The organism is Nitrospirillum iridis (assembly GCF_014205765.1).
In the GTDB taxonomy this organism is placed as follows: domain Bacteria; phylum Pseudomonadota; class Alphaproteobacteria; order Azospirillales; family Azospirillaceae; genus Nitrospirillum; species Nitrospirillum iridis.
Map to the genome: position 1 here is coordinate 1 of NZ_JACIIZ010000002.1, position 19,303 is coordinate 19,303.

The 19,303-nt window shown below is 66.4% G+C and carries 11 protein-coding genes; 2 read left to right on the forward strand and 9 right to left on the reverse strand.

Going from position 1 to position 19,303, the window contains the following annotated elements; translation table 11 throughout:
• Nucleotides 1-97: 97 nt before the first annotated feature.
• The 6 genes from FHS74_RS03020 to FHS74_RS03045 all read right to left on the reverse strand — a co-directional run bounded on the left by FHS74_RS03020 (nucleotide 98) and on the right by FHS74_RS03045 (nucleotide 10,969).
• Nucleotides 98-2,227 (reverse strand): TonB-dependent siderophore receptor, encoded by a 2,130-nt coding sequence (locus FHS74_RS03020; RefSeq protein ID WP_211106074.1) that lies wholly within the window; start codon nucleotides 2,225-2,227, stop codon nucleotides 98-100.
• Nucleotides 2,228-2,455: 228 nt separating this feature from the next.
• Complete coding sequence (locus FHS74_RS03025) at nucleotides 2,456-3,544, reverse strand: endonuclease NucS domain-containing protein (RefSeq protein ID WP_184797360.1); 1,089 nt, start codon at nucleotides 3,542-3,544, stop codon at nucleotides 2,456-2,458.
• Between the two features lie 9 nt (nucleotides 3,545-3,553).
• Nucleotides 3,554-5,227 carry a restriction endonuclease subunit S gene (locus FHS74_RS03030; protein ID WP_184797362.1) on the reverse strand — a complete coding sequence of 558 codons (1,674 nt, stop codon included), beginning with the start codon at nucleotides 5,225-5,227 and terminating at the stop codon, nucleotides 3,554-3,556.
• Nucleotides 5,224-6,681 (reverse strand): class I SAM-dependent DNA methyltransferase, encoded by a 1,458-nt coding sequence (locus FHS74_RS03035; protein ID WP_184797364.1) that lies wholly within the window; start codon nucleotides 6,679-6,681, stop codon nucleotides 5,224-5,226. The genes FHS74_RS03030 and FHS74_RS03035 overlap by 4 nt, the downstream gene beginning before the upstream one ends.
• 3 nt (nucleotides 6,682-6,684) lie before the next feature.
• The gene (hsdR, locus tag FHS74_RS03040) at nucleotides 6,685-9,150 is read right to left on the reverse strand and encodes an EcoAI/FtnUII family type I restriction enzme subunit R (RefSeq protein ID WP_184797366.1); all 2,466 of its coding nucleotides are present in this window, start codon (nucleotides 9,148-9,150) and stop codon (nucleotides 6,685-6,687) included.
• Nucleotides 9,151-9,307: 157 nt separating this feature from the next.
• Nucleotides 9,308-10,969: a methyl-accepting chemotaxis protein gene (locus tag FHS74_RS03045; RefSeq protein WP_184797368.1), complete on the reverse strand. Its 1,662-nt coding sequence runs from the start codon at nucleotides 10,967-10,969 to the stop codon at nucleotides 9,308-9,310.
• Between the two features lie 373 nt (nucleotides 10,970-11,342).
• On the opposite strand from FHS74_RS03045, the gene cimA reads away from it, so the two are divergent.
• Together cimA and FHS74_RS03055 are read left to right on the forward strand one after the other, a co-directional pair.
• Nucleotides 11,343-12,965: a citramalate synthase gene (gene cimA, locus FHS74_RS03050; protein ID WP_184797370.1), complete on the forward strand. Its 1,623-nt coding sequence runs from the start codon at nucleotides 11,343-11,345 to the stop codon at nucleotides 12,963-12,965.
• A 30-nt stretch (nucleotides 12,966-12,995) separates the two neighbouring features.
• Nucleotides 12,996-13,811 (forward strand): TrmH family RNA methyltransferase, encoded by an 816-nt coding sequence (locus tag FHS74_RS03055; RefSeq protein WP_184797372.1) that lies wholly within the window; start codon nucleotides 12,996-12,998, stop codon nucleotides 13,809-13,811.
• A 21-nt stretch (nucleotides 13,812-13,832) separates the two neighbouring features.
• Here FHS74_RS03055 and FHS74_RS03060 read toward each other — a convergent pair whose 3' ends face one another.
• The 3 genes from FHS74_RS03060 to FHS74_RS03070 are packed head-to-tail and all read right to left on the reverse strand — an operon-like array spanning nucleotide 13,833 to nucleotide 19,302.
• Nucleotides 13,833-15,980 carry a peptidase domain-containing ABC transporter gene (locus tag FHS74_RS03060; protein WP_184797374.1) on the reverse strand — a complete coding sequence of 716 codons (2,148 nt, stop codon included), beginning with the start codon at nucleotides 15,978-15,980 and terminating at the stop codon, nucleotides 13,833-13,835.
• Nucleotides 15,977-17,260, reverse strand: a complete 1,284-nt coding sequence (locus tag FHS74_RS03065) for an HlyD family secretion protein (protein WP_184797376.1) — start codon at nucleotides 17,258-17,260, stop codon at nucleotides 15,977-15,979. The genes FHS74_RS03060 and FHS74_RS03065 overlap by 4 nt, the downstream gene beginning before the upstream one ends.
• Nucleotides 17,257-19,302: a S9 family peptidase gene (locus tag FHS74_RS03070; protein ID WP_184797378.1), complete on the reverse strand. Its 2,046-nt coding sequence runs from the start codon at nucleotides 19,300-19,302 to the stop codon at nucleotides 17,257-17,259. The genes FHS74_RS03065 and FHS74_RS03070 overlap by 4 nt, the downstream gene beginning before the upstream one ends.
• Nucleotide 19,303: the final 1 nt, after the last annotated feature.

A 19,303-nucleotide genomic window follows, 5' to 3' on the forward strand; every position in this document is an offset into this window, starting at 1 on the left:
ACCAATGACCACCTCCCGCCCGCCGCCGCCCGGGGTGGGGCATGCCCCACCCCGGGCGATCACCGATTTTCCACCACGCTCTCGGACGCTAACGCCCTCACATCTTCCAGTTGATGCTGACGGTGCCGTTCAGGCCGGCGCCATAGAAGCCCTGGGACCAGTACAGGCTGGTGATGTACTTCTCATCCGTCAGGTTGTTCAGGTTGGCGGTGACCGACCAGTTGTGGTCGATGTCATAGTGCGCCATCACCCCCAGCAGGGCGTAGGCCCCCTGCTCGGTGTAGATCTCCTGGCCCGTCGTCGTGCTGACGGCCTGCTGGTCGCGATAGATGCGGCTCTGCCACGACAGGGTGGCGCCCAGCTTCAGCTTGTCTATGGGCTGGTAGTTGGCCGACAGGCGCAGGGTGTGGCGCGGCACATAGGTGCGCGCGGCGTGGCCCTGCTCATCCTCGATCTCCACATAGGTGTAGCCGGCGGCCAGCTGCACCTGCGGCACGATCTGGCCCGACACCTCCGCCTCCACGCCTTGCGAGGTGGCGTTGATGCCGGTGTAGTAGGTCTGGCCGGTCGTCAGGTTGGTGCCGGCGCTTTCCGCCGTGTTGTTCTGCTTGGCCTGGAACAGGGCGAAGCTGGCGTTCAGCCTGTTATCGTACCAGGCGCCCTTGGCGCCGACCTCGACATTGTCGCCCTCGATGGGGGCCAGGATCTTGTTGTTGATGTCCGTCTGGGTCTGCGGGTTGAAGATCTGGGCGTAGCTGGCATAGGCCGAGATCTGCGGCGTGACCTCATAGACCAGGCCGGCATAGGGCAGGGCGCGGGTGAGGTCATAGCTGTTGGGGGCGCCATAGCTGTCGCCCGACATCTTCACATGGGTGACATTGGTGCCGACCAGCAGCTTCAGCGGGTCCAGCAGGCTGAGCCGGGCGGCGGCATAGCCGGTTTCCCGGGTGTAGTAGTAATGGGCCTCGCCGATATAGGCGTCCATGGCCGGTTCCGGATAGCTGCCGTCAAAGGCGCTGTCGCCCGGCAGGGCGGTGCCGATGCCCTGGCCATAGTCGGAATGCTGGAAGCTGTTGCTGCGCCCCCAATTGCCGCCCAGCACCAGGTCGTGGGTGCGGCCCAGGGCCTGCAGCGGGCCGGAGACGTAGGCCTCGGCCGTCCACTGCCGGTCATGGTTGTGATAGGCCGAGGGGTAGGAATAGAGGCCATCGCCCGTGGTCTTGTCCGGCGTGCCGTAGACATAGAACAGGTCGCTGTCGCCCTCGGTCACGCTGTGCATGACGCTGGCCTTGGCGATCCAGCCGGACCCCAGGTCGTGGCGGATGTCGGCGAACATCTGCTGGGTCTGGATGTCCCACCGGCTCCAGTCGGCCGAGGTGCTGGTGCCGCGGCTGTAATGGGTGGGCGTGCCGTCGGTGTAGTACAGCGGCAGGGCGCCCCACAGGCCGCCCTTGGCCCGATCGTCCTGGTACTGGTAGCCGACGGAGACGGTGGTGCGCGGGTCCAGGTCGGCCTCGATCACGCCATAGCCCAGGCCGCGCTTGTTGTTGTAGCGGTCCAGCTGGCTGTCGGTGTCCTGATAGGCGCCGACCACGCGCATGCGCACGCTGCCCGAGGCGTTGAGGGGCGTGGACACGTCCACGTCGCCGCGCTTGTTGTCGTAGGAGCCGCCGGTGAAGGAGGCGGTGGCCGCCAGCGCGTCCGTCGGCCGCTTGCGCACGAAGTTCACCGTGGCCGACGGATTGCCGGTGGACGACATCAGGCCGTTGGCGCCGCGCAGCACCTCGACATGGTCATAGACGGCCATGTCGATGTTGCCGTTCTGGATGCCGTCGACGATGGGCAAGCCGAAGCCGTCATACTGGAAATTGGATATGTCGAAACCGCGCGCGCTGAAATAGGTGCGGTTGGTTTCCACCTCCTGCACGTTCACGCCGGTGGTGCTGGCCAGCACGTCGTTCACCGTGCGCAGGCCGAAATCGTTCATCTGGTCGCGGGTGACCACGGTGACCGACTGCGGCGTCTCCTTCAGCGACAGCGGCAGCTTGGTGGCGCCCCGCGTGGTCTTGACGGTGTAGGACCCGCTGCCCTCGGTGGCATCGTCCTGCCGGGTGCCGGTGATGACCACCTCCGGCGTGGCGGACTGGTCGTCGGGCGCCGAGGCCGCCAGCGCCCCCAGGGGCGAGGTGGTGGCCAGCAGCGTGAGGCAGAGGGCGCGGAGTTTCAACGGTTCCTCCCGGATGGGATGTCAGCGATAGGGTGGCGGGGGCCTCCTTAACGGCGTTACGCCGCGATTGCAAGTCATTCGCGTTATCATGGTGAATCTGGGGCGCCGGGTGTGGCCCCGGGGGCGCAGATGGGTGCAGGAGTGTCAGGGATGGGATGGGCGGTCAGCGAACAGGGCCGCGCCGCATGGGCCACCACTCCGTACCGAGGCGCAGATCGCTGCCGTTGGTCACTCCCGGAAACCGGGGAAGCACGCCTTCAGCCGCTCAACGGTCGTCCGCCATTTTGGCGTCAATGGGCGACAAACAGTGTTCTGGTTGCCGAACAGGCCGATTTCCCGCACCGCCCGGTTCAAGGGCACGGTGTCGATCCACTCCACTGGCACGAACCATTCGCACTTGTCGGGATCGTCGGCGAATGCCCGGTGGTAATCAGCGCGGGTCAACAGGTCCAGGGCCGGCACCGATTCGCCTGCGGCGTTGCGCACTGTGAAGCCGCTTGCCGGTTCGGCGGGGCCGGTGACGCGGCCGACGCCGATGAAGCCGTGGTCGGGTGACTTCACCCAGACACGGTCCCCCGGTTTCAACAGGCCCAGCGTCTTACTGTACCAACTGGCCCCACCGGCGCTGATGAAACCATGGTCAACGGCGTCATCCCAGGACCGGTGCGGACCGGCGCCGAAGGAGGCGTAGAATTCACCGTTCCACGGCTCCTTCGCTCCGCCGGCGGCTTGTGTGATCTCTGGCGCCGGTTCCACCCGGTCCTTCAGCCAGGCGCGGCTCAGCACCTGCTGTCCGCCCAGGGTGAAGACTTGGAAGCACAGGACATTGATGGCGATGCCCCGGTCGGCCAGGTAGCTGACGATGCGTTCGCTGTCAGCATCCAGTTCCGCCGCGACGATCACCACCTCATGCGCGTGGTTCAGCGTCTCCTCATCCAGGTCGGTGCCGAAACGGGCGCGGAAATCATCGGCCAGGTTGCGGCCCGGCGCGAAGCGGCCATGGATCGCGGCGATGTTCTCGGGCTTCAGCCCTTCGACCCAACTGGCATAGTCCAGCGCCTGGGCCACCACATCGCGCGGCGTGCGGTCGCGCTTCAGTTCGATCAGCACCAGGGCGCCGTCGGGCGCGATGGCCAGCAGGTCGACGATGCCGCCATGCGCCGTCCGCTCCTGCCGTCCGATCAGCATCCAGGAATCCGAGAGGATTTGCGGCGCCGCCACGATCATGTCCTCCAGCGCTTTCTCGCTGGGCAGCGTGGCGCGGGACAACGGCGCGGGCGGCGAGCCGACGGTCCAGATGGCGTGATGGATGCTCATGGCCGATCGTTACTCCGCAGCGTTCAGAAGGGGCTCGACCGGCACCAGGGCCGCCTGCAGCGCTGCCTCCAGCAACCGTGCCCGCGCCGTGCTGGCGGCGGTCAAGGCGGCCTCCAACTGGTCGCACAGGGCCATCAGTTCGTTCACCTTGGCGACGATGCGGCGTTGTTCAGCGAGGGGGGGAATGGGAACTGGTAGCATCTCAAGTAGCCCTACGTTCAGGGTAGGCTGCGCGAGCTTCCGAGTTGCATCTAGAAAATAACCTTGAGCATAGTCGCTTCTCAAGAAAATAATTATATATTCTGAATTCAAATCTGAAATTAGTGAAATGCGAGCAACGGCACGAGCAATATTAGATCCAGCCCATTGAATTGGTGCAATTCCCAATTTCCCGATGCTTCCAACTACGCAGATAAGAATTTCGCCACCTTCTATTCTAGTTTTGTGATATTGAAGATCAACATCTCGCGAAATTGTTTTTTGTGGGCGTGGAGGATGGTCAGATAAAGCGAGATCTTGTACTCTGATAAATGGCACGCCGTTATCGACATCAGGTCCAGGAATAAGCACGCCATAAGAAATTTTTTTTAATGGATTAGTCAATCTCCCCAATGCTTCATACTCCCACCCATGTGGAAGATCATTTGGATTTGAATGATGACCTAGAATATTGTTATATTTTATTGTTTTTTCTGATTTCAATTCCAGCGACTTCCTTTGATGTGGCAAACGTCCAAGAAAATCCTTAACTGATTCACTGCTGAAATCTTGGTAGGTTAACTTTCCTCGTACCGCCAAATTCAAAATCGTTTGGCGAAGCTGCTTCACCTGATCCGGGCGGGTGGTGAGGGCTGGCAGGGCGTTCAGCGCGAAGCGGGCGTCGGTAGGGAAGGTTTCGGGGTCAGGGGCGTTGAGGCGGGCAAGACTGGCCGCCGCCATCCGGTCGCGCGTTTCCTCCCGCGCCGTCCGCGCCGCCTCCAACTGATCGCACAGCGCCATCAACTCATCGACCTTGGCGACGATGCGGCGTTGTTCAGCGAGGGGGGGAAGGGGAAATTGGTAAAGGTTTAGACCTCTGCCCGTGAAGTGTTTGATCCCAGAGCCAGTAAAGTATTCATAAAGTCGCCCATCATTGGCGCTCGATTTAAGTGCATAAACAAAGAAATCAGGATTGATTATTTCGAATAATCGGACTCTATGGATAGCTTTTTGGAAATAAATTCCTGAAGCCGCGTCCCGCCAGACTGCCGCACGCCCAGGCTCACCGCCTTCACAAATCATTACGTCGCCACATTTTAGACAAAAATCTTCTAGTTCCTTGTCTTCGAACGGCATTTCCAGCAAGTCAGATAAGTTAAAGTCGAACCATCTCACATTTATGTTGCGAAGGTAAGGCCGGAGGGGGCCCTTGTTTTTCTCCTTATCGAGCATTTTGCCCAACCTAGTGTGAGCTACATCTCCGACTTTTACCCAGCACCAAGTGGGGGGTAGCTCAAAAGCGCCATCCTGAACGACAGGGCCTACAAGGCGACGTAATGTAACGGCAGCCGGCTCATCCGCCGGGTCCTGTGGTACCAGCTTGCCCCGCACGGCCAAATCCAGCACGAAGCGGCGCAGTCGCGGGATCGCGTCCGGCGCGTCGGCGATCCTGTCGTAATGGTCCAGAAGGATGTCGGCGTTCATCGGGCCAACGCCTCGGCCAGGATGGCTTTCAACTGGTCGCGCAGGCGGGCCACGTCGCGTTCCGCCGCGTCCAGGTCGGCGGCCAGGGTCTCGGGGTCGCCATGGTCGTCGGCCACCGCGTGCGGGTTCTTGATGTCCAGGTTCCAGCCGCGTTCCTTGACCTGGTCCACTGGCACGCGCCAGGCGCGTTCATTTTCCTCGCGTCCCTTACGCTTGGCCCCGCCCCACCAATCCGCGCAATCGTCCAGGTGTTCCTGGCGGATGGGCCTTGTCATGGAATAGGCCTTCTGCCCCGCCGGCACCCGGTGTTCCCAATACCAGGTCTCCGTCGTCGGACGGCCCTTCTCGAAGAACAGCAGGTTGGTGCCGATGGAGGCATAGGGACGGAAGACGGAATTGGGCAGGCGCACGATGGTGTGCAGGTCGCACTCCTCCATCAGATGCTCCTTCAGCCTGGTCTTAACCCCCTCGCCGAACAGCGACCCGTCGGGCAGCACCACGGCGGCCCGCCCGCCGGGTTTCAGCAGGCGGATGATCAGGGCCAGGAACAGGTCGGCCGTCTCCCGCGTGCGGAAATGGACGGGGAAGTTGCTTTCGATCCCATCCTCCTCCTTCCCGCCGAAGGGTGGGTTGGTCAGGATCACATCCACCCGTTCAGACTGGGTCCAACTGGTGTAGGGGCGGGCCAGGGTGTTGTCGTGCCGGACAAAGCCGGGATCCTCCACGCCGTGCAACAGCATGTTGGTGGTGCACAGCATGTGGGGCAGCGGCTTCTTCTCCACCGCGCGCAGGGCGGCCTGCATCCGGCGTTCGTCGTCCGGCCGTTTCACATGGCGGTCGCGCATGTGCCGGATGGCACAGGTGAGGAAGCCGCCGGTGCCGCAGGCGGGGTCGAACAGGATTTCGCCGGGCCGGGGGTCGATCCGATCCACCATGAAGGAGGTCACGGCGCGGGGCGTGTAATATTCCCCGGCATTGCCGGCGTTCTGCAAATCGTTCAGCAGCTGTTCGTAAATCTCGCCGAAATGCCGCCGTTCGGCCAGGTCGTTGAAATCCACGGCGGCGATCTTGTTCACCACCTGGCGCATCAACTGCCCGGACTTCATGTAATTGTACGCGTCCTCGAACACGCCGCGCACCACGCGGCGGCGGTCGCCCGGCAGGCCGGTGAGGGGCAGGGTCTTCAGGGTTGGGAACAGATCGTCATTGACGAAGGCCAACAGGGCGTCGCCCGTTATCCCCTCCGGATCCGCCGCCCAATGGCGCCATTGGTATTGGGGCGGGATGGGGGAGCGGTAGCCGGCCTGCACCTCCTCCAACTCCTGGTCCTGGTCGTCGATGATCTTCAGAAAGAACATCCAGCACAGCTGGGACAGGCGTTGCGCGTCGCCATCCACCCCGCTGTCCTTGCGCATGATGTCCTGGATGGTCTTGACGATGGTGCGAACGGACATGGGTCAGGCGACTTCCTCATAAAGGGCGGACTGGATTTGGGCGACCGCCGCATCGAAATCCGGGCGACGGCCGAACCGCCGGATCAGCTGCACCAGCGTGCCCATCCGGTCGAACGGGGCAATCTGTAATATCCGGGGGTCGCCCAGATCAAGCAGCCCATCGTCGCTGTACTTGGCCAGCAGCGCGTCCAGCACGGCGCGGGCCTGGGGGCCGTAGTGGGTGAAGACATCGCGCTTCCGCACATTGGCCACCCGTTCCCGCCGGGTCAGCGGCGGCTGGTCGAAGGCGATGTGGCAGATCAGGTCGAAGGGGTCGAGGTCATAGCCCAGTTCGGCCGCCACCAGGTTCAACGGCAACCCCTCCGCCGCCAACTCCTCCACCACCGCCTGTTTGCGCGTCTCCCCGTTCCAGCGTGTCAGGAAGGCTTCCAGACTGGTGAAATGCTGGCGCAGGGCCTTCTTGGTGTAATCGCGTAGGCTTTCAGTGACCAGCCGTCCCGCCTCATCCAGGTATTCCACCCGTTGCGCCACGACTGTGGCCTCAACCCCATCCACATAAATCTTGCTGCGGCGCGGGCCCGGGGGCGGCCCCAGCGGTGGCCAGGTGACGTCCGGTTGGTCGCCGTCCAGGATGGTTTCATCCTCGGTGGGGGTGTCCGGCGGCGCGTCCTCCTCCCCTTCCGTCGTCGGCAGATCGTCGGGTGGGGCGACGGGGTCGTCGTCTCCCGGTTCATAAATCTGCACGGGCTCGCCATCGAAGGCTGGGTCGGCGAACAGATTGGTGGCCCCTCGGAAATCCATCAGGGTGAAATAGAATTTATGGCTGTCCTCATGGACCCGCGTGCCGCGCCCGACGATCTGCTTGAACTCCGTCATCGAACCGACCTCGCGGTCCAGCACGATCAGGCGGCAGGTCTGGATATCCACGCCGGTGGACAGCAGGCGGGAGGTGGTGGCGATCACCGGATAAGGGGATTCCGGGTCGCGAAAATTGTCGATCTGCGCCTGGCCCTCGGCGTCGCTCCCCGTAATGCGCATGACATAGCGCGGGTTTTCCGCGCACAGGTCCGCATTCTCGTTCACCAGGGCCTGTCGCATGCGGGCGGCATGTTCCTCGTCCACGCAGAAGATGATGGTCTTCTGGAAACGGTCACCGCTTTCCCGCAGGAAATCCGTCACCTTCTTCGCGACCAGCTTGGTCCGGTCATCAATGACCAAGGTCCGGTCGAAGTCCTTGATGTTGTAGATGCGGTCCGCGACCTCGTTCCCGTCGCGGTCCAGCGTCCCCAGGATGGGGCGATAGCCCTGCACATCGCGGTCGATGTGGACCTTGATGACCTTGTAGGGCGCCAGGAAGCCGTCGCGGATGCCCTGCTTCAGGGTGTAGGAAAAGACAGGCTCACCGAAATAGTCGATGTTGGAGACATACTTGGTCTCCCTTGGCGTGGCGGTCAGGCCGATTTGCGTGGCGCTGGAGAAATACTCCAGGATTTCCCGCCAGGCCGAATCCTCCGCCGCACTGCCACGATGGCACTCGTCTATGATGATCAGGTCGAAGAAGCCGGGTGACAGTTCCCGGAACAGCTTCTGATGGTCCTCCGGCCCGGTAATGGCTTGGTAGAGGCCGAGATAAACCTCATAGGCGGTGTCGATCCGGCGCTGGCGGTCAACCGCTACCGTCAGATCAATCCTGGACCCGTCGGCGCGCTCTATCGTTTTCGCCTGGGTGCTCAGCTTGGCCATAGCACCCCCGAACGGGCGGAAATCGTTGGCCATCGTCTGGTCCACCAGCACGTTGCGGTCGGCCAGGAACAGGATGCGTTTTTTTAAGCCCGCCTTCCACAGGCGCCAGATGATCTGGAACGCCGTATAGGTCTTGCCTGTGCCGGTGGCCATGACCAGCAGCACACGGTCCTGTCCCTTCGCGATCGCTTCGACCGCAGCGTTCACGGCGTTGACTTGGTAGTAGCGTGGGGACTTTCCGCCGCCGTCCTCGTAATAGTCCTGCTGGGCTATCCGTTCCGCTTCGCCCGTCAGCCCCTTCCAGGCCGCATATCGCGCCCAGAGTTCGGCGGGCGTGGGGAAGGCGTCAAGGCTCAGTGTTTCCTCCATCACCGGGGCCATGCCCGTGCGGTCATGGAAGACGAAGCCGTCACCGTTGGAGGAGAAGACGAACGGGATGCCCAGGATCTCCGCGTACCCCATCGCCTGCTGAAGTCCAGCCCCGATGGGGTGGCTGTTGTCCTTCGCCTCAATGATGGCAAGCGGCAGGTTGGGTTTGTGATAGAGGACGTAGTCGGCGCGCTTGCCTTGGCCGCGGGTAACCATCCGGCCACGGACGATAATCCGGCCTTTGGTGAACCCCACCTCTTCGCGGACCTGCCGGAGCAGGTCCCATCCAGCGTGGCTCAGGGCCGGCGTAATGAACTTTGAGCAGATATCGCGTTCACTCATATCCCGCTTGTTCATTTGGCTCCCCGCACCCAAGCGCCGTGGGTGAGAATCATAGGCCTTAGCGAGTTAACTGTTTTGCGCATTCCCGCTTGAATTGCAATCCGCGATGCCTCGCTGATGCGGGAACGTGGCCTCTCGCGAGCGGCCTATGGGGTCAGCCCCAACGCCCCCCTCACGCCGCCCGCACCGTTCCCAGGAAGCGCTCCACCGCGCCGGTCAGCACGTCGGCGTGCTCCGCCAGCTTGCCGGAGGTGCCCTTGATCTGGGTGGCGGCGCTGCCGGTGGTGGTGGCGGCGGCGCTGACTTGGGCGATGTCGCGGGACATGTCCTCGGCGCCGCTGGCGGCCTCGGTGATGCCGCGGGCCACCTCGCGGGTGGCGGCGGTCTGTTCCTCCACGGCCGAGGCGATGGCCAGGGCGATGTCGGCCATGCCGGTGATGGCGCCGCTCATGCCGGCGATGGCGGCGGCGGTGCGTTCGCCCAGGGTCTGGATGCGCCGCACCTGGTCGGTCACGTCCTCCGTCGCCTGGGCGGTCTGGGTCGCCAGGGCCTTGACCTCCGTCGCCACGACGGCGAAGCCCTTGCCGGCCTCGCCCGCGCGCGCCGCCTCGATGGTGGCGTTCAGGGCCAGCAGGTTGGTCTGGGCGGCGATGCCGGCGATCATCCCCACCACCTCGGTGATCTTGGCGGTGCTGTCGGTCAGCTGGCCCACCACCTCGGCCGAGGTGGCGCAATCGGCGATGGCGTCCTGGGCCTGCCGGCGGGAGCGGTCGACCTGCTGGGCGATCTCCTGCACCGTGGCGGACAGCTGCTCCGACGCGGTCGCCACCATCTGCACGTTGGCGGAGGTCTGCACTGCCGTCCCGGCGACGGCGTGGGAGCGGTCGCGGGTGACGCCCGCCGCGTCCGCCATGGCATCGGCCGTGTCGCGCATCTCCCGCGCCGAGGCCGCCAGGTCGGCGATCAGGCCGGCCACCTGGGCCTCGAAGGTGTCGGCCACGGCGGCCTGCGCCGCCTTGCGGTCCTGGTCGGCCTGACGGCGCAGGGCTGCCTGTTCCGCCTCCAGCCGCCGCATCGCCGCCGTGGTGTCGCGGAAGACGGCCAGGGCGCGGGCCAGGTCGCCCAGCTCGTCCCCCCGGTCGGTGGCGGCCACGGCCACGTCCAGGTCGCCGGCGATGATGGCCCGGGTGGTCGCGGTCAGCCGCCCCAGGGGGCGCACCACCAGCCGCAGGCCCAGGATGCTGGCGCCCGCCAGGGCCGCCGCCACGCCCAGGGCGCCGGTCCAGGCCAGCGCCTGGCCGGTCTGGGCCCGCACGCGCGCCGCCTCGGCGGTCAGCGCGGCGATCGTCCGGCCCTGGTCGTCGATGAAGCCGTCGGTCAGGGTCGAGGCCTCGCGTTCCCGGGGGCGGACCTGCTCACGGAAGCGGGTGGCCGCCGCCGCGTCGTCACCGGCCAGGGCGGTTTTCACCACCGCCTCCGCCTCGCGCATCACCGCCTCCTGGTCGCGGGTGAAGGCGGTCATGGCGCCGTCGGCCGGCAATCGCGGCTGCAAGGCCGCCACCAGGGCGCGCATCTCCCCCACGCGCTTCAGGGCGCGGTCGGCGAAGGGCTTTTTCGCCGCCGCCGGTTCCAGGATGGTGTTCAGGGCGTCGCGCTGGATGGCGCGGCTGAGGGCGCGGACCTCCGTCGCCTGGACCATCACCGCCTGCGCCTCCTCCAGCGTGTGGGAGATGGCCGCCGTCCGCCGCAGGCCGATCTGGCCGGCGATGACCAGGACGCCGGCGATCACCGCCATGCCGACCACGGGAAGCAATAGCTTGGGGGTAAGGCGCATGGGTAAGGCCCCGTTTTCCTGTTCTGCCGTTTATTGAAGGTGTCGACGCCGGCGGGGTCGCGATGGGGGCACCCGGCAAGGCGATGGGACGGCGCAAGGTTTGCGCCGGATCGATGCCGGTGGCGTTGGAGCGCGGATATTATTCATTATACTGTCGGGCGCAAGGTCTTGAATTCAAGTTTCCTTATTAATTATTGGTTAACGTTTGGTGAATGACCGGCGGCGGCCGCGTTCCTTTTGGCCGGGCGCCGGCGTCCGGTCGGGCGGTACGGGGCCGGCAAGGCCGCCATGCCCGGTCCTGGGGGCTGGCAAGGTTGCTTCGTTGCGTTGGATGGGCCATTGTCGCAACTCCATTTCGTTATTTGGCCTTGTTATGACCGACCGCACCCGCATCTACCTGTACGACACCACGTTGCGCGATGGCGCGCAGACCCAGGGCGTGGACTTCACCGCCGCCGACAAGGCCGCCATCGCGCGGGAACTGGATGGGCTGGGCATCGACTATGTCGAGGGCGGCTGGCCGGGGGCCAACCCCACCGACGACGCCTTCTTCGCTGATCCGCCGGCCTTCCGCCGGGCGCGGCTGACGGCCTTCGGCATGACCCGGCGGCCGGGGCGCAGCGCCGGCAACGACCCGGGGCTGAACGCCCTGTTCAACGCCACCGACAGGGTGCCGGGGGCGGGCGTCTGCCTGGTGGGCAAGACCTGGGACTTCCATGTCGACGTGGCGCTGAACATCCCGCGCGGCGAGAATTTGGACCTGATCCGCGACAGCGTGGCGGAGACGGCGGCCCGGGGGCGGGAGCCGCTGTTCGATGCGGAGCATTTCTTCGACGGCTACAAGGCCAACCCCGACTATGCCCTGGCCTGCGTGCGCGCGGCCCATGAGGGGGGCGCCCGCTGGATCGTGCTGTGCGACACCAACGGCGGCAGCCTGCCCCATGAGGTGGAGGCCATCGTGGCGGCGGTGGCGCGCGTCATCCCCGGTGAGCGGCTGGGCATCCATTGCCACAACGACACCGAGAACGCGGTGGCCAACAGCCTGGCGGCGGTGCGCGCCGGCGCCCGCATGATCCAGGGCACCCTGAACGGCTTGGGGGAGCGGTGCGGCAACGCCAACCTCATCTCCCTCATCCCGACGCTGACCCTGAAGATGGGCTATGAGACCGGGGTGGATGAGGCGGGGATGCGCCGCCTGGTGCATGTCAGCCGCCTGCTGGACGACCGCCTGAACCGCGCGCCCAACCGCCACGCGGCCTATGTCGGCGAAAGCGCCTTCGCCCACAAGGGCGGCCTGCACGTCTCGGCGGTGGAGAAGGACCCCAGCTGTTACGAGCATGTGCCGCCGGAAAGCGTGGGCAACCGCCGCCACGTGGTGGTGTCGGACCAGGCCGGCCGCTCCAACGTCCTGGCGCGCCTGCGCGAGGTGGGCATCGCCATCGACTCCGGCGACGCCCGCGTCGGTGAACTGGTGGAGGCGGTGAAGCGGCGGGAGTTCGAGGGCTACGCCTATGATGGGGCGGAGGCCAGCTTCGAGCTGCTGGCCCGGCGCACCCTGGGCCAGCTGCCGGACTATTTCCGCCTGATCTCCTTCCGTGTGCTGGATGAGCGGCGGTGGAACGCGCAGGGGCAACTGGTCACCCTGTCGGAGGCGACCGCCAAGCTGGAGGTGCCGGGCGTGGCCGACGCCCTGATGACGGTGGCGGAGGGCAACGGCCCGGTGAACGCGCTGGACACGGCGCTGCGCAAGGCCCTGCTGCCCGCCTACCCGCATCTGGACGGGATGCGGCTGGTCGACTACAAGGTCCGCATCCTGACCCCCCAGGACGGCACCAAGGCGGTGACCCGCGTCATGATCGAAACGCGGATGCCCGATGGCGCCCCCTGGGTTACCGTCGGGGTATCGGCCAACGTCATCGACGCGTCCTACAACGCGCTGTTTGACAGCATCACCTATTGTCTCTACCGCGCGGGGGCGACCGTCCCCTCGGCGTGAGGGACGCCCTCAGTCCAGGACCCCGCCGCCATGAGTGGAACCGACCGTCGCATGCTCGCCAAATCCCAAGCCTCGCGTGGCGAGGCGGACGGGACGGGGGAGGGGCCGGCCGTCATCCTGGTGGAACCCCAGTTGGGGGAGAACATCGGCACCGTGGCGCGGGCCATGCTGAACCACGGCCTGACCGACCTGCGCCTGGTGAAGCCGCGCGACGGCTGGCCCAATGAAAAGGCCGTGTCGTCCTCCGCTGGCGCCACCCTGGTGCTGGACAACGCCCGGGTTTATGAGAGCACGACGGACGCCATCGCCGACCTGCAGAAGGTCTACGCCACCACCGCGCGGCCCCGCTTCATGGTCAAGACCGTGCTGACGGCGCGCGAGGCGGCGACGGAGATGCGGGCCCACGTGCAGGTGGGCCGGGGGGTGGGCATCCTGTTCGGGCCGGAGCGCACGGGCCTGGTCAACGACGACATAGCACTCGCCGACACCATCATCACCATCCCCCTGAACCCCGGCTTCTCCTCCCTCAACCTGGCGCAATGCGTGCTGCTGGTGGCGCACGAATGGTTCCAGTCGGTGGAGACGGGGCCGGCCCGCCAGCTCTACACCGGTAACTCGCGCGCGGCGACCAAGGAGGAGCTGGTCAACCTGTTCGAGCATCTGGAGCTGGAGCTGGACGCCACCGGCTTCTACACCAGCGAGGAGAAGCGCCCCAGCATGGTGCGCAACATCCGCAACATGCTGCAGCGCGCCCACCTGACGGAGCAGGAGGTCCGCACCTTCCACGGCGTCATCGCCGCCCTGGTCGGCCGCCGCAAGGACGGCGGGCCGGTGAAGGGGCATTGAGGGGGCGGCCACGCGTCGGGATCAGCGATAGCTGTTGGCCACGGCGGCGGCGGGCGGCGTCTGCTTCAGGGTGACCAGCCCCTCGCGGTTGAGCTGCAGCACCCGGTTGCAGAACTGGATGGTGGCGGGGCGGTGGGCGACGATGATGCGCGTGACGCCCAGGGCCGCGATGCTGCGGCCCACCGCCATCTCCGTCTCCTGGTCCAGGTTGGCGGTGCCTTCGTCCAGGAACAGGATGCGTGGCGCGTGGTAGAGCGCCCGCGCCAGCAGGACACGCTGCTTCTGTCCGGCCGACAGGCTGCTGCCCATGTCGCCGATCAGGGTCTGATAGCGCATGGTGGTCGCCTCGATTTCGTCGTGGATGTGCGCCCGCCGGGCGGCGTCCACCGCCCGGTCGCGGTCACCCGCCAGGTCGAAGAAGGTGATGTTGTCCAGGATGCTGCCGGACAGCAGGCGATCCTCCTGCATCACCGCGCCGATCTGGGCCCGGAAGTCCGAGATGCCGAAGCGGTGGATGGGCATGCCGTCGATGAGGACGTCGCCCTCCGTGGGCGGCAGCAGGCCCAGCATCACCTTGATCAGGGTGGTCTTGCCCACGCCGGTCACGCCGGTGATGGCCACGCACTCCCCCGCCTCGATGGTCAGGTCGATGTTGCGGAAGACGAAGTCCTCGTCGTTGGAGTAGCGGAAGCCGCAGTTGCGCAGCGTCAACGTGCCCTGCACCGACCGGGTCGCGCCGCTGCGCTGAAAGGCGATGGGCTCCGGCTCGGTGTGCAGCATGTCGCCCAGCCGCGTCAGGTGCAGGCGCACCAGGCGCAGTTCCATCACCTGGGTCTGGACGCTGCGCAGCCGGGTGCTGAACATGTTGCGGTAGGCCATGAAGGCCATCAGCATGCCGACGGTGAAGCCGCCGTTGAGCACGGCGCGCACCCCGAAATAGGTCACCACCACCATTTCCACCGTGCCGATGAAGTCGGCGGTGGAATCGAACACCGACCGCTCGCGCCCGGCCAGGACGTTGGTGTTGACGGAGTCCGCCAGATGATGCTGCCAGGCCACCTGGCGCTCGGCTTCGCGGCCATAGAGCTTCAGGCTTTGGATGGCGCGTATGGTCTCCAGGAAGAAGGAGCTTTCCCGCGAGGACGCCACGATGTTGGCATGGTTCCGGGCCGAGACGCGCTCCAGATAGACCTTGGTCAGCACCAGCGTGATGACGGATGAGACGCAGGTGATGGCCGACAGCTCGGCGCTGTAGAAGAACATGATGCACAGCGTCAGGATGCCGAAGCCGCCGTCGATCAGCGACGTGATCAGCCCTTCCGTCAGCGACTTCTGTATGGTCTTCAGCGACCCGAAGCGGGCCACGATGTCGCCGGAATGGCGCGTCTCGAAAAACGACAGCGGCAGCCGGACGAGGTGGGAGAACAGGTTGCTGGAAAGCTGGTAGATCAGCATGTTGCTGATGTGCGTGGTGAACCAGCTGCGGGTCAGGGTGGCGATCCAGGTTATGGTGGCCACGCCGCCGAAGATGATGGCGACGGCCGGCAGCAGGTCGGTGTCGTTTTTGACGATGACCTCGTCCACGGCGATCTGGCTGTAGAACGGCATGGCGATGACCAGCAGCTGCACGATGGCCGCCAGCACGAGCAGGTGGGTGGCGGCGGTGCCCATGCCCGAGATCTTCTGCCAGAAATCGGCGAAGCGGACCGAGCGCTCCTCCTTCTGCGGCCGGAAATCGGCCGTGGGCCGCAGTTCCAGCACCACGCCGGTGAAGTGCTTGGAGAATTCCGCCAGGCCCAGCGAGAACTCGCCCTTGGACGGATCGGCGATGGTGACACGGCCACCGCTGACGGCGGTCAGCACCACGAAATGCTTCAGGTCCCAGTGCAGGATGGCGGGCAGCTGCAACTTGGTCAGATGCTCCAGCTCCACCCGCAGGGGGTTGGACGCCAGGCCCAACTGGCCGGCGATGCCCACCAGGGTCTTCAGATTGGTGCCCTTCATCGAGGTGGAGAAGCGCTGGCGCAGCGTCGTCAGCGAGGATTCCAGGCCGTAGTAATTGGCGACCATGGCCAGGCAGGCCAGGCCGCATTCCGCCGCCTCCGCCTGGTACACCACTGAGAGGCGCCGCCTGAACGTGAAATTGAGGAGGCTCAGGATGTCCGTCATTCGATGTGCGCCCCGTATAGCGGTTCCAGGATCCAGGCGATCAGCGGGCGGCGTTCCAGCACGATGTTCGCCTTGAACAGCATTCCCGATTGCAGGTCGTAGGGCGTGTTCATGACGCTGACGGCCTGGTCGTCTAGGGCCGCCACCACCTTGTAGACGGGCTCTCCCACCGTGAAGGGCACGTTGGCCTCGGCCGGCGCCAGCACGGTGCGCGACACCGATTTGATCTTGCCGCCGAAGGTGCCGAAGCGTTGGTAGGGGAAGGCGTCGTACATCATGCGCACGTCCTGGCCCGGCTTCACGAAGCCGATGGCGCGGGTGGGCACCATCATCTCCGCTTCCAGCTGGGCGCCATCGGGCACCACGCCCATGGCGAACTGCCCGTTGGTGACGGCCTCGCCGGCCTTCACCTGGACCGAGACGACACGGCCGGCCACCGGCGCCTTGACCACGTAGGCCCGCCGCGCCTCCACCTCCTCGATCTTCTGTCCCAGGTCGTTGATGGAGCCCCGCAGGGCGGAAAGCTTGGCGCCCAGCTGGATGGGCCCCTGTTCCAGCGACGCCTGGATGTCGCGGATCTGGCGCTCCACGTCGCCGATGTCGCGGTTGGTGGTCACCAGGTCCTGCTGGGCCAGCAGGGCCGCGTCCTTGCGGGTTTCCCAGTCGACGGTGGCGACGTAGCCGGCCTTCAGCAGTTCCTCGGTGCGGGCCAGGCGGCTGCCCGTGAACTGCAGCCGCTCGGTCTGGAACTGCTTCTTGGCGCGCAGCCCGGCCAGATCCTCCTTCAGGGACGCCAGCCGCGACAGATAGCGGCTGTGCTCGCTGTCCTCCTGCTGCTGGCCAAGGGCGATCTGGCGCTCCAGCTCGTTCTTTTGCGCGCGCAGCTCGACCAGTTCACGCTCGTCGCTGTTCTGGCCGTCGGCGCGCCAGGTGTCGATGGTCACGGCCATCAGCGGCGCGTCCGCGGTGACATGGGTGCCCTCCACCGCCAGGATCTGGCTGGCGATGCCGGCGCGGGGCACCAATACCTTGGAAAGGCCCAGGTTGGGCGTCAGATAGCCCGAGACCGTCTCCTTGCGGGCGTACTGGCACAAGGTCAGCACGCCGGCGGCGAAGACGACGATGGCGCCCAGTAGGAACACCATGCGGCGGTACAGGCGCGGCGCCTCGATGACGACATCGCCGTAGAGGCGATAGCGCTGCTGCGCCATGACCTCGCTGCGGAAGATGACGGCCGGTGCGGGCGCGCCGTCCTCCGCCGTGGGGGGCGGCGGCGTCATCGCCCGGCCTCCGTCTGGGCGGCCGCGCGGGCGGTTTCCGTCTGGGTGGCCGCGCGGGCGGCCTGGGCCGCGGCCAGGCCAGGGACGCGGTCGGCGCCGTCCCGGATCTCCACCGAGGACCGGGCCAGCAGGGCGCCCGTCAGCGGTGCCGGCGGCGCACCGGCGGCGGGACCCAGGTGCCGCGCCAGGAACTGGCCGGCGATGGTGTAGAAGGCGACGATGTTGCCGGCCTTGCCGAAGCTGTGGCCCTCGTCGGGGAAGACCAGGTAGGTGTAGGGGCTCTGGTGCTCGCGCAGCTTTTCCGCCAGTCGGTCGGACTGTTCGACATGGGCCCGGGGGTCGTTGGCGCCGTGGGCGATCAGCAGGGGGGTACGGATGCGGTCGGCCCGGTTCAGCGGCGACCGTTCCGCCAGCAGGGCGCGGCCCTCCGGGGTGGCGGGGTCGCCCACGCTGCTCCGCAGGCGCCCGCCCAGCGCCTTGTTCTCGTTGATGGTGTCCTCGACGAAGCTCACCAGGTCGCTGGTACCGACGATGTCGATGGCGCAGGCGAAGCGCTGGGGCTGGGTCGCGATGGCGTTCAGCGTGGCATAACCGCCGTAGCTGCCGCCCATGATGCAGAGGCGCTTGGGGTCGGCGATCCCCTGGTCGACGGCCCAGGAGACGGCGTCGAACAGGTCGTCCTGCATCTTGGCGCCCCACTGCCGGTCGCCGGCGGCGGTGAAGGCCTTGCCGAAGCCGGTGGACCCCCGGTAGTTCACGCTCAGCACGGCGTAGCCCTGGCCGCTCAGCCATTGGTGCAGGGGATTCCAATTCAGGCGATCCCGCTCCCACGGGCCGCCATGGACCAGCAGCACCAGGGGCGCCGCCCCCGCCTGGGCCGGGCGGGTGAGATAGCCGGACAGGGGCAGGCCATCGCGCGCGGTGAAGGCCACCGGCGCCATGGGCCGCCCGGCGGGCGCCTCGCCCGCGGCGTCGGCCAGGACGGATGTCAGGGCCCGCGTCTTCGTGTCGTAAAGGTACCAGGCCTCGGGCCGCACGGTGGCGGTGAAGCAGACCAGCCACAACGTCCCCTTGTCGGTGCGTCCGCGCACCTGGGGGAAGCCCAGGCCGCGGGCCTGCAGGTCGGCCAGGGGTTCCGCCACCGCCGGATCCAGCACCCGCCATTCCGGCGTCGGGCCGTCGAGGGCCACGGCCTGCACCTCGCGACTGTGCTGCTCCAGCAGGACGGAGGCGATCTCCTGGTCCGGTCGCAGCAGGACCTGGCGGGCGCCCGTGGTCGTGTCGATCTTGACCAGGGTGGGGAAGTCGCCGGCCGTCGCGTCCTGCATCACCACCCAGCCGCCATCGGTGGCGATCGCCAGGGGCTTGCTGCCGGCGAAGTCCGCCGCGCCCATGACCAGCAGGCTGTGGCTGTCCTTGCCCGCCAGCCACCGCCATTCGCCGCCGCCGTCGGGCAGGGGGCGGATGGCGATGCGGGGGGCCAGGTCGTTGTCCACGCCGATCCAGCCATACTGCCGGTTCTCGGTCGTTTGCGTCTGGACGCCGGTGGCGATGTCGATGTTGACCAGGTTGGGCGGCTGGCGGGGCAGGGTGATCAGGGTGGACACCAGCCCCGGGGCGGTGTTGCTGGTGGCGATCAGCTGGGCCTTGAGGTCGGGACCGGGCGTCAGGTCGCGACCGGCGCCGCCAGCCACGGGCACGGCGTAGACGTGGTGGCGTTCGCCGCCGCCGGTGGCGTCCTGCGCCACCAGCACGAACCGGGAATCAGCACTCCACAGGTGGTTGGCGATGCGGCCGCTGCCGCCGATGTCCAGCGGGCGGCGGTTGCCGGGATGGTGGCGGTCGGCCAGCCATATGGTGCGCGTGCCGCCATGGGGGGCCAGATAGCTGATCCAGTTGCCGTCGGGGCTGAGCTTGGCGTCCGTGACACGGTCGCGCACCATCAGCTCCGGGCCGGCCTCCGCCGGGGCGGGGGCCGCTTGGGCGGCCTCGGCAGGGCGCGCGGCGACAAGGGGTGGGGCGGCCAGGGCGATAGCGGTCATC

What these genes read in the sequence shown, in the direction of transcription:
- FHS74_RS03025 (WP_184797360.1), bottom strand. Translation starts at nt 3,544, where the DNA reads ATGAGCATCCATCACGCCATCTGGACCGTCGGCTCGCCGCCCGCGCCG.
- FHS74_RS03030 (WP_184797362.1), bottom strand. Translation starts at nt 5,227, where the DNA reads ATGAACGCCGACATCCTTCTGGACCATTACGACAGGATCGCCGACGCG.
- FHS74_RS03035 (WP_184797364.1), bottom strand. Translation starts at nt 6,681, where the DNA reads ATGTCCGTTCGCACCATCGTCAAGACCATCCAGGACATCATGCGCAAG.
- hsdR (WP_184797366.1), bottom strand. Translation starts at nt 9,150, where the DNA reads ATGAACAAGCGGGATATGAGTGAACGCGATATCTGCTCAAAGTTCATT.
- FHS74_RS03045 (WP_184797368.1), bottom strand. Translation starts at nt 10,969, where the DNA reads ATGCGCCTTACCCCCAAGCTATTGCTTCCCGTGGTCGGCATGGCGGTG.
- cimA (WP_184797370.1), top strand. Translation starts at nt 11,343, where the DNA reads ATGACCGACCGCACCCGCATCTACCTGTACGACACCACGTTGCGCGAT.
- FHS74_RS03055 (WP_184797372.1), top strand. Translation starts at nt 12,996, where the DNA reads ATGAGTGGAACCGACCGTCGCATGCTCGCCAAATCCCAAGCCTCGCGT.
- FHS74_RS03060 (WP_184797374.1), bottom strand. Translation starts at nt 15,980, where the DNA reads ATGACGGACATCCTGAGCCTCCTCAATTTCACGTTCAGGCGGCGCCTC.
- FHS74_RS03065 (WP_184797376.1), bottom strand. Translation starts at nt 17,260, where the DNA reads ATGACGCCGCCGCCCCCCACGGCGGAGGACGGCGCGCCCGCACCGGCC.
- FHS74_RS03070 (WP_184797378.1), bottom strand. Translation starts at nt 19,302, where the DNA reads ATGACCGCTATCGCCCTGGCCGCCCCACCCCTTGTCGCCGCGCGCCCT.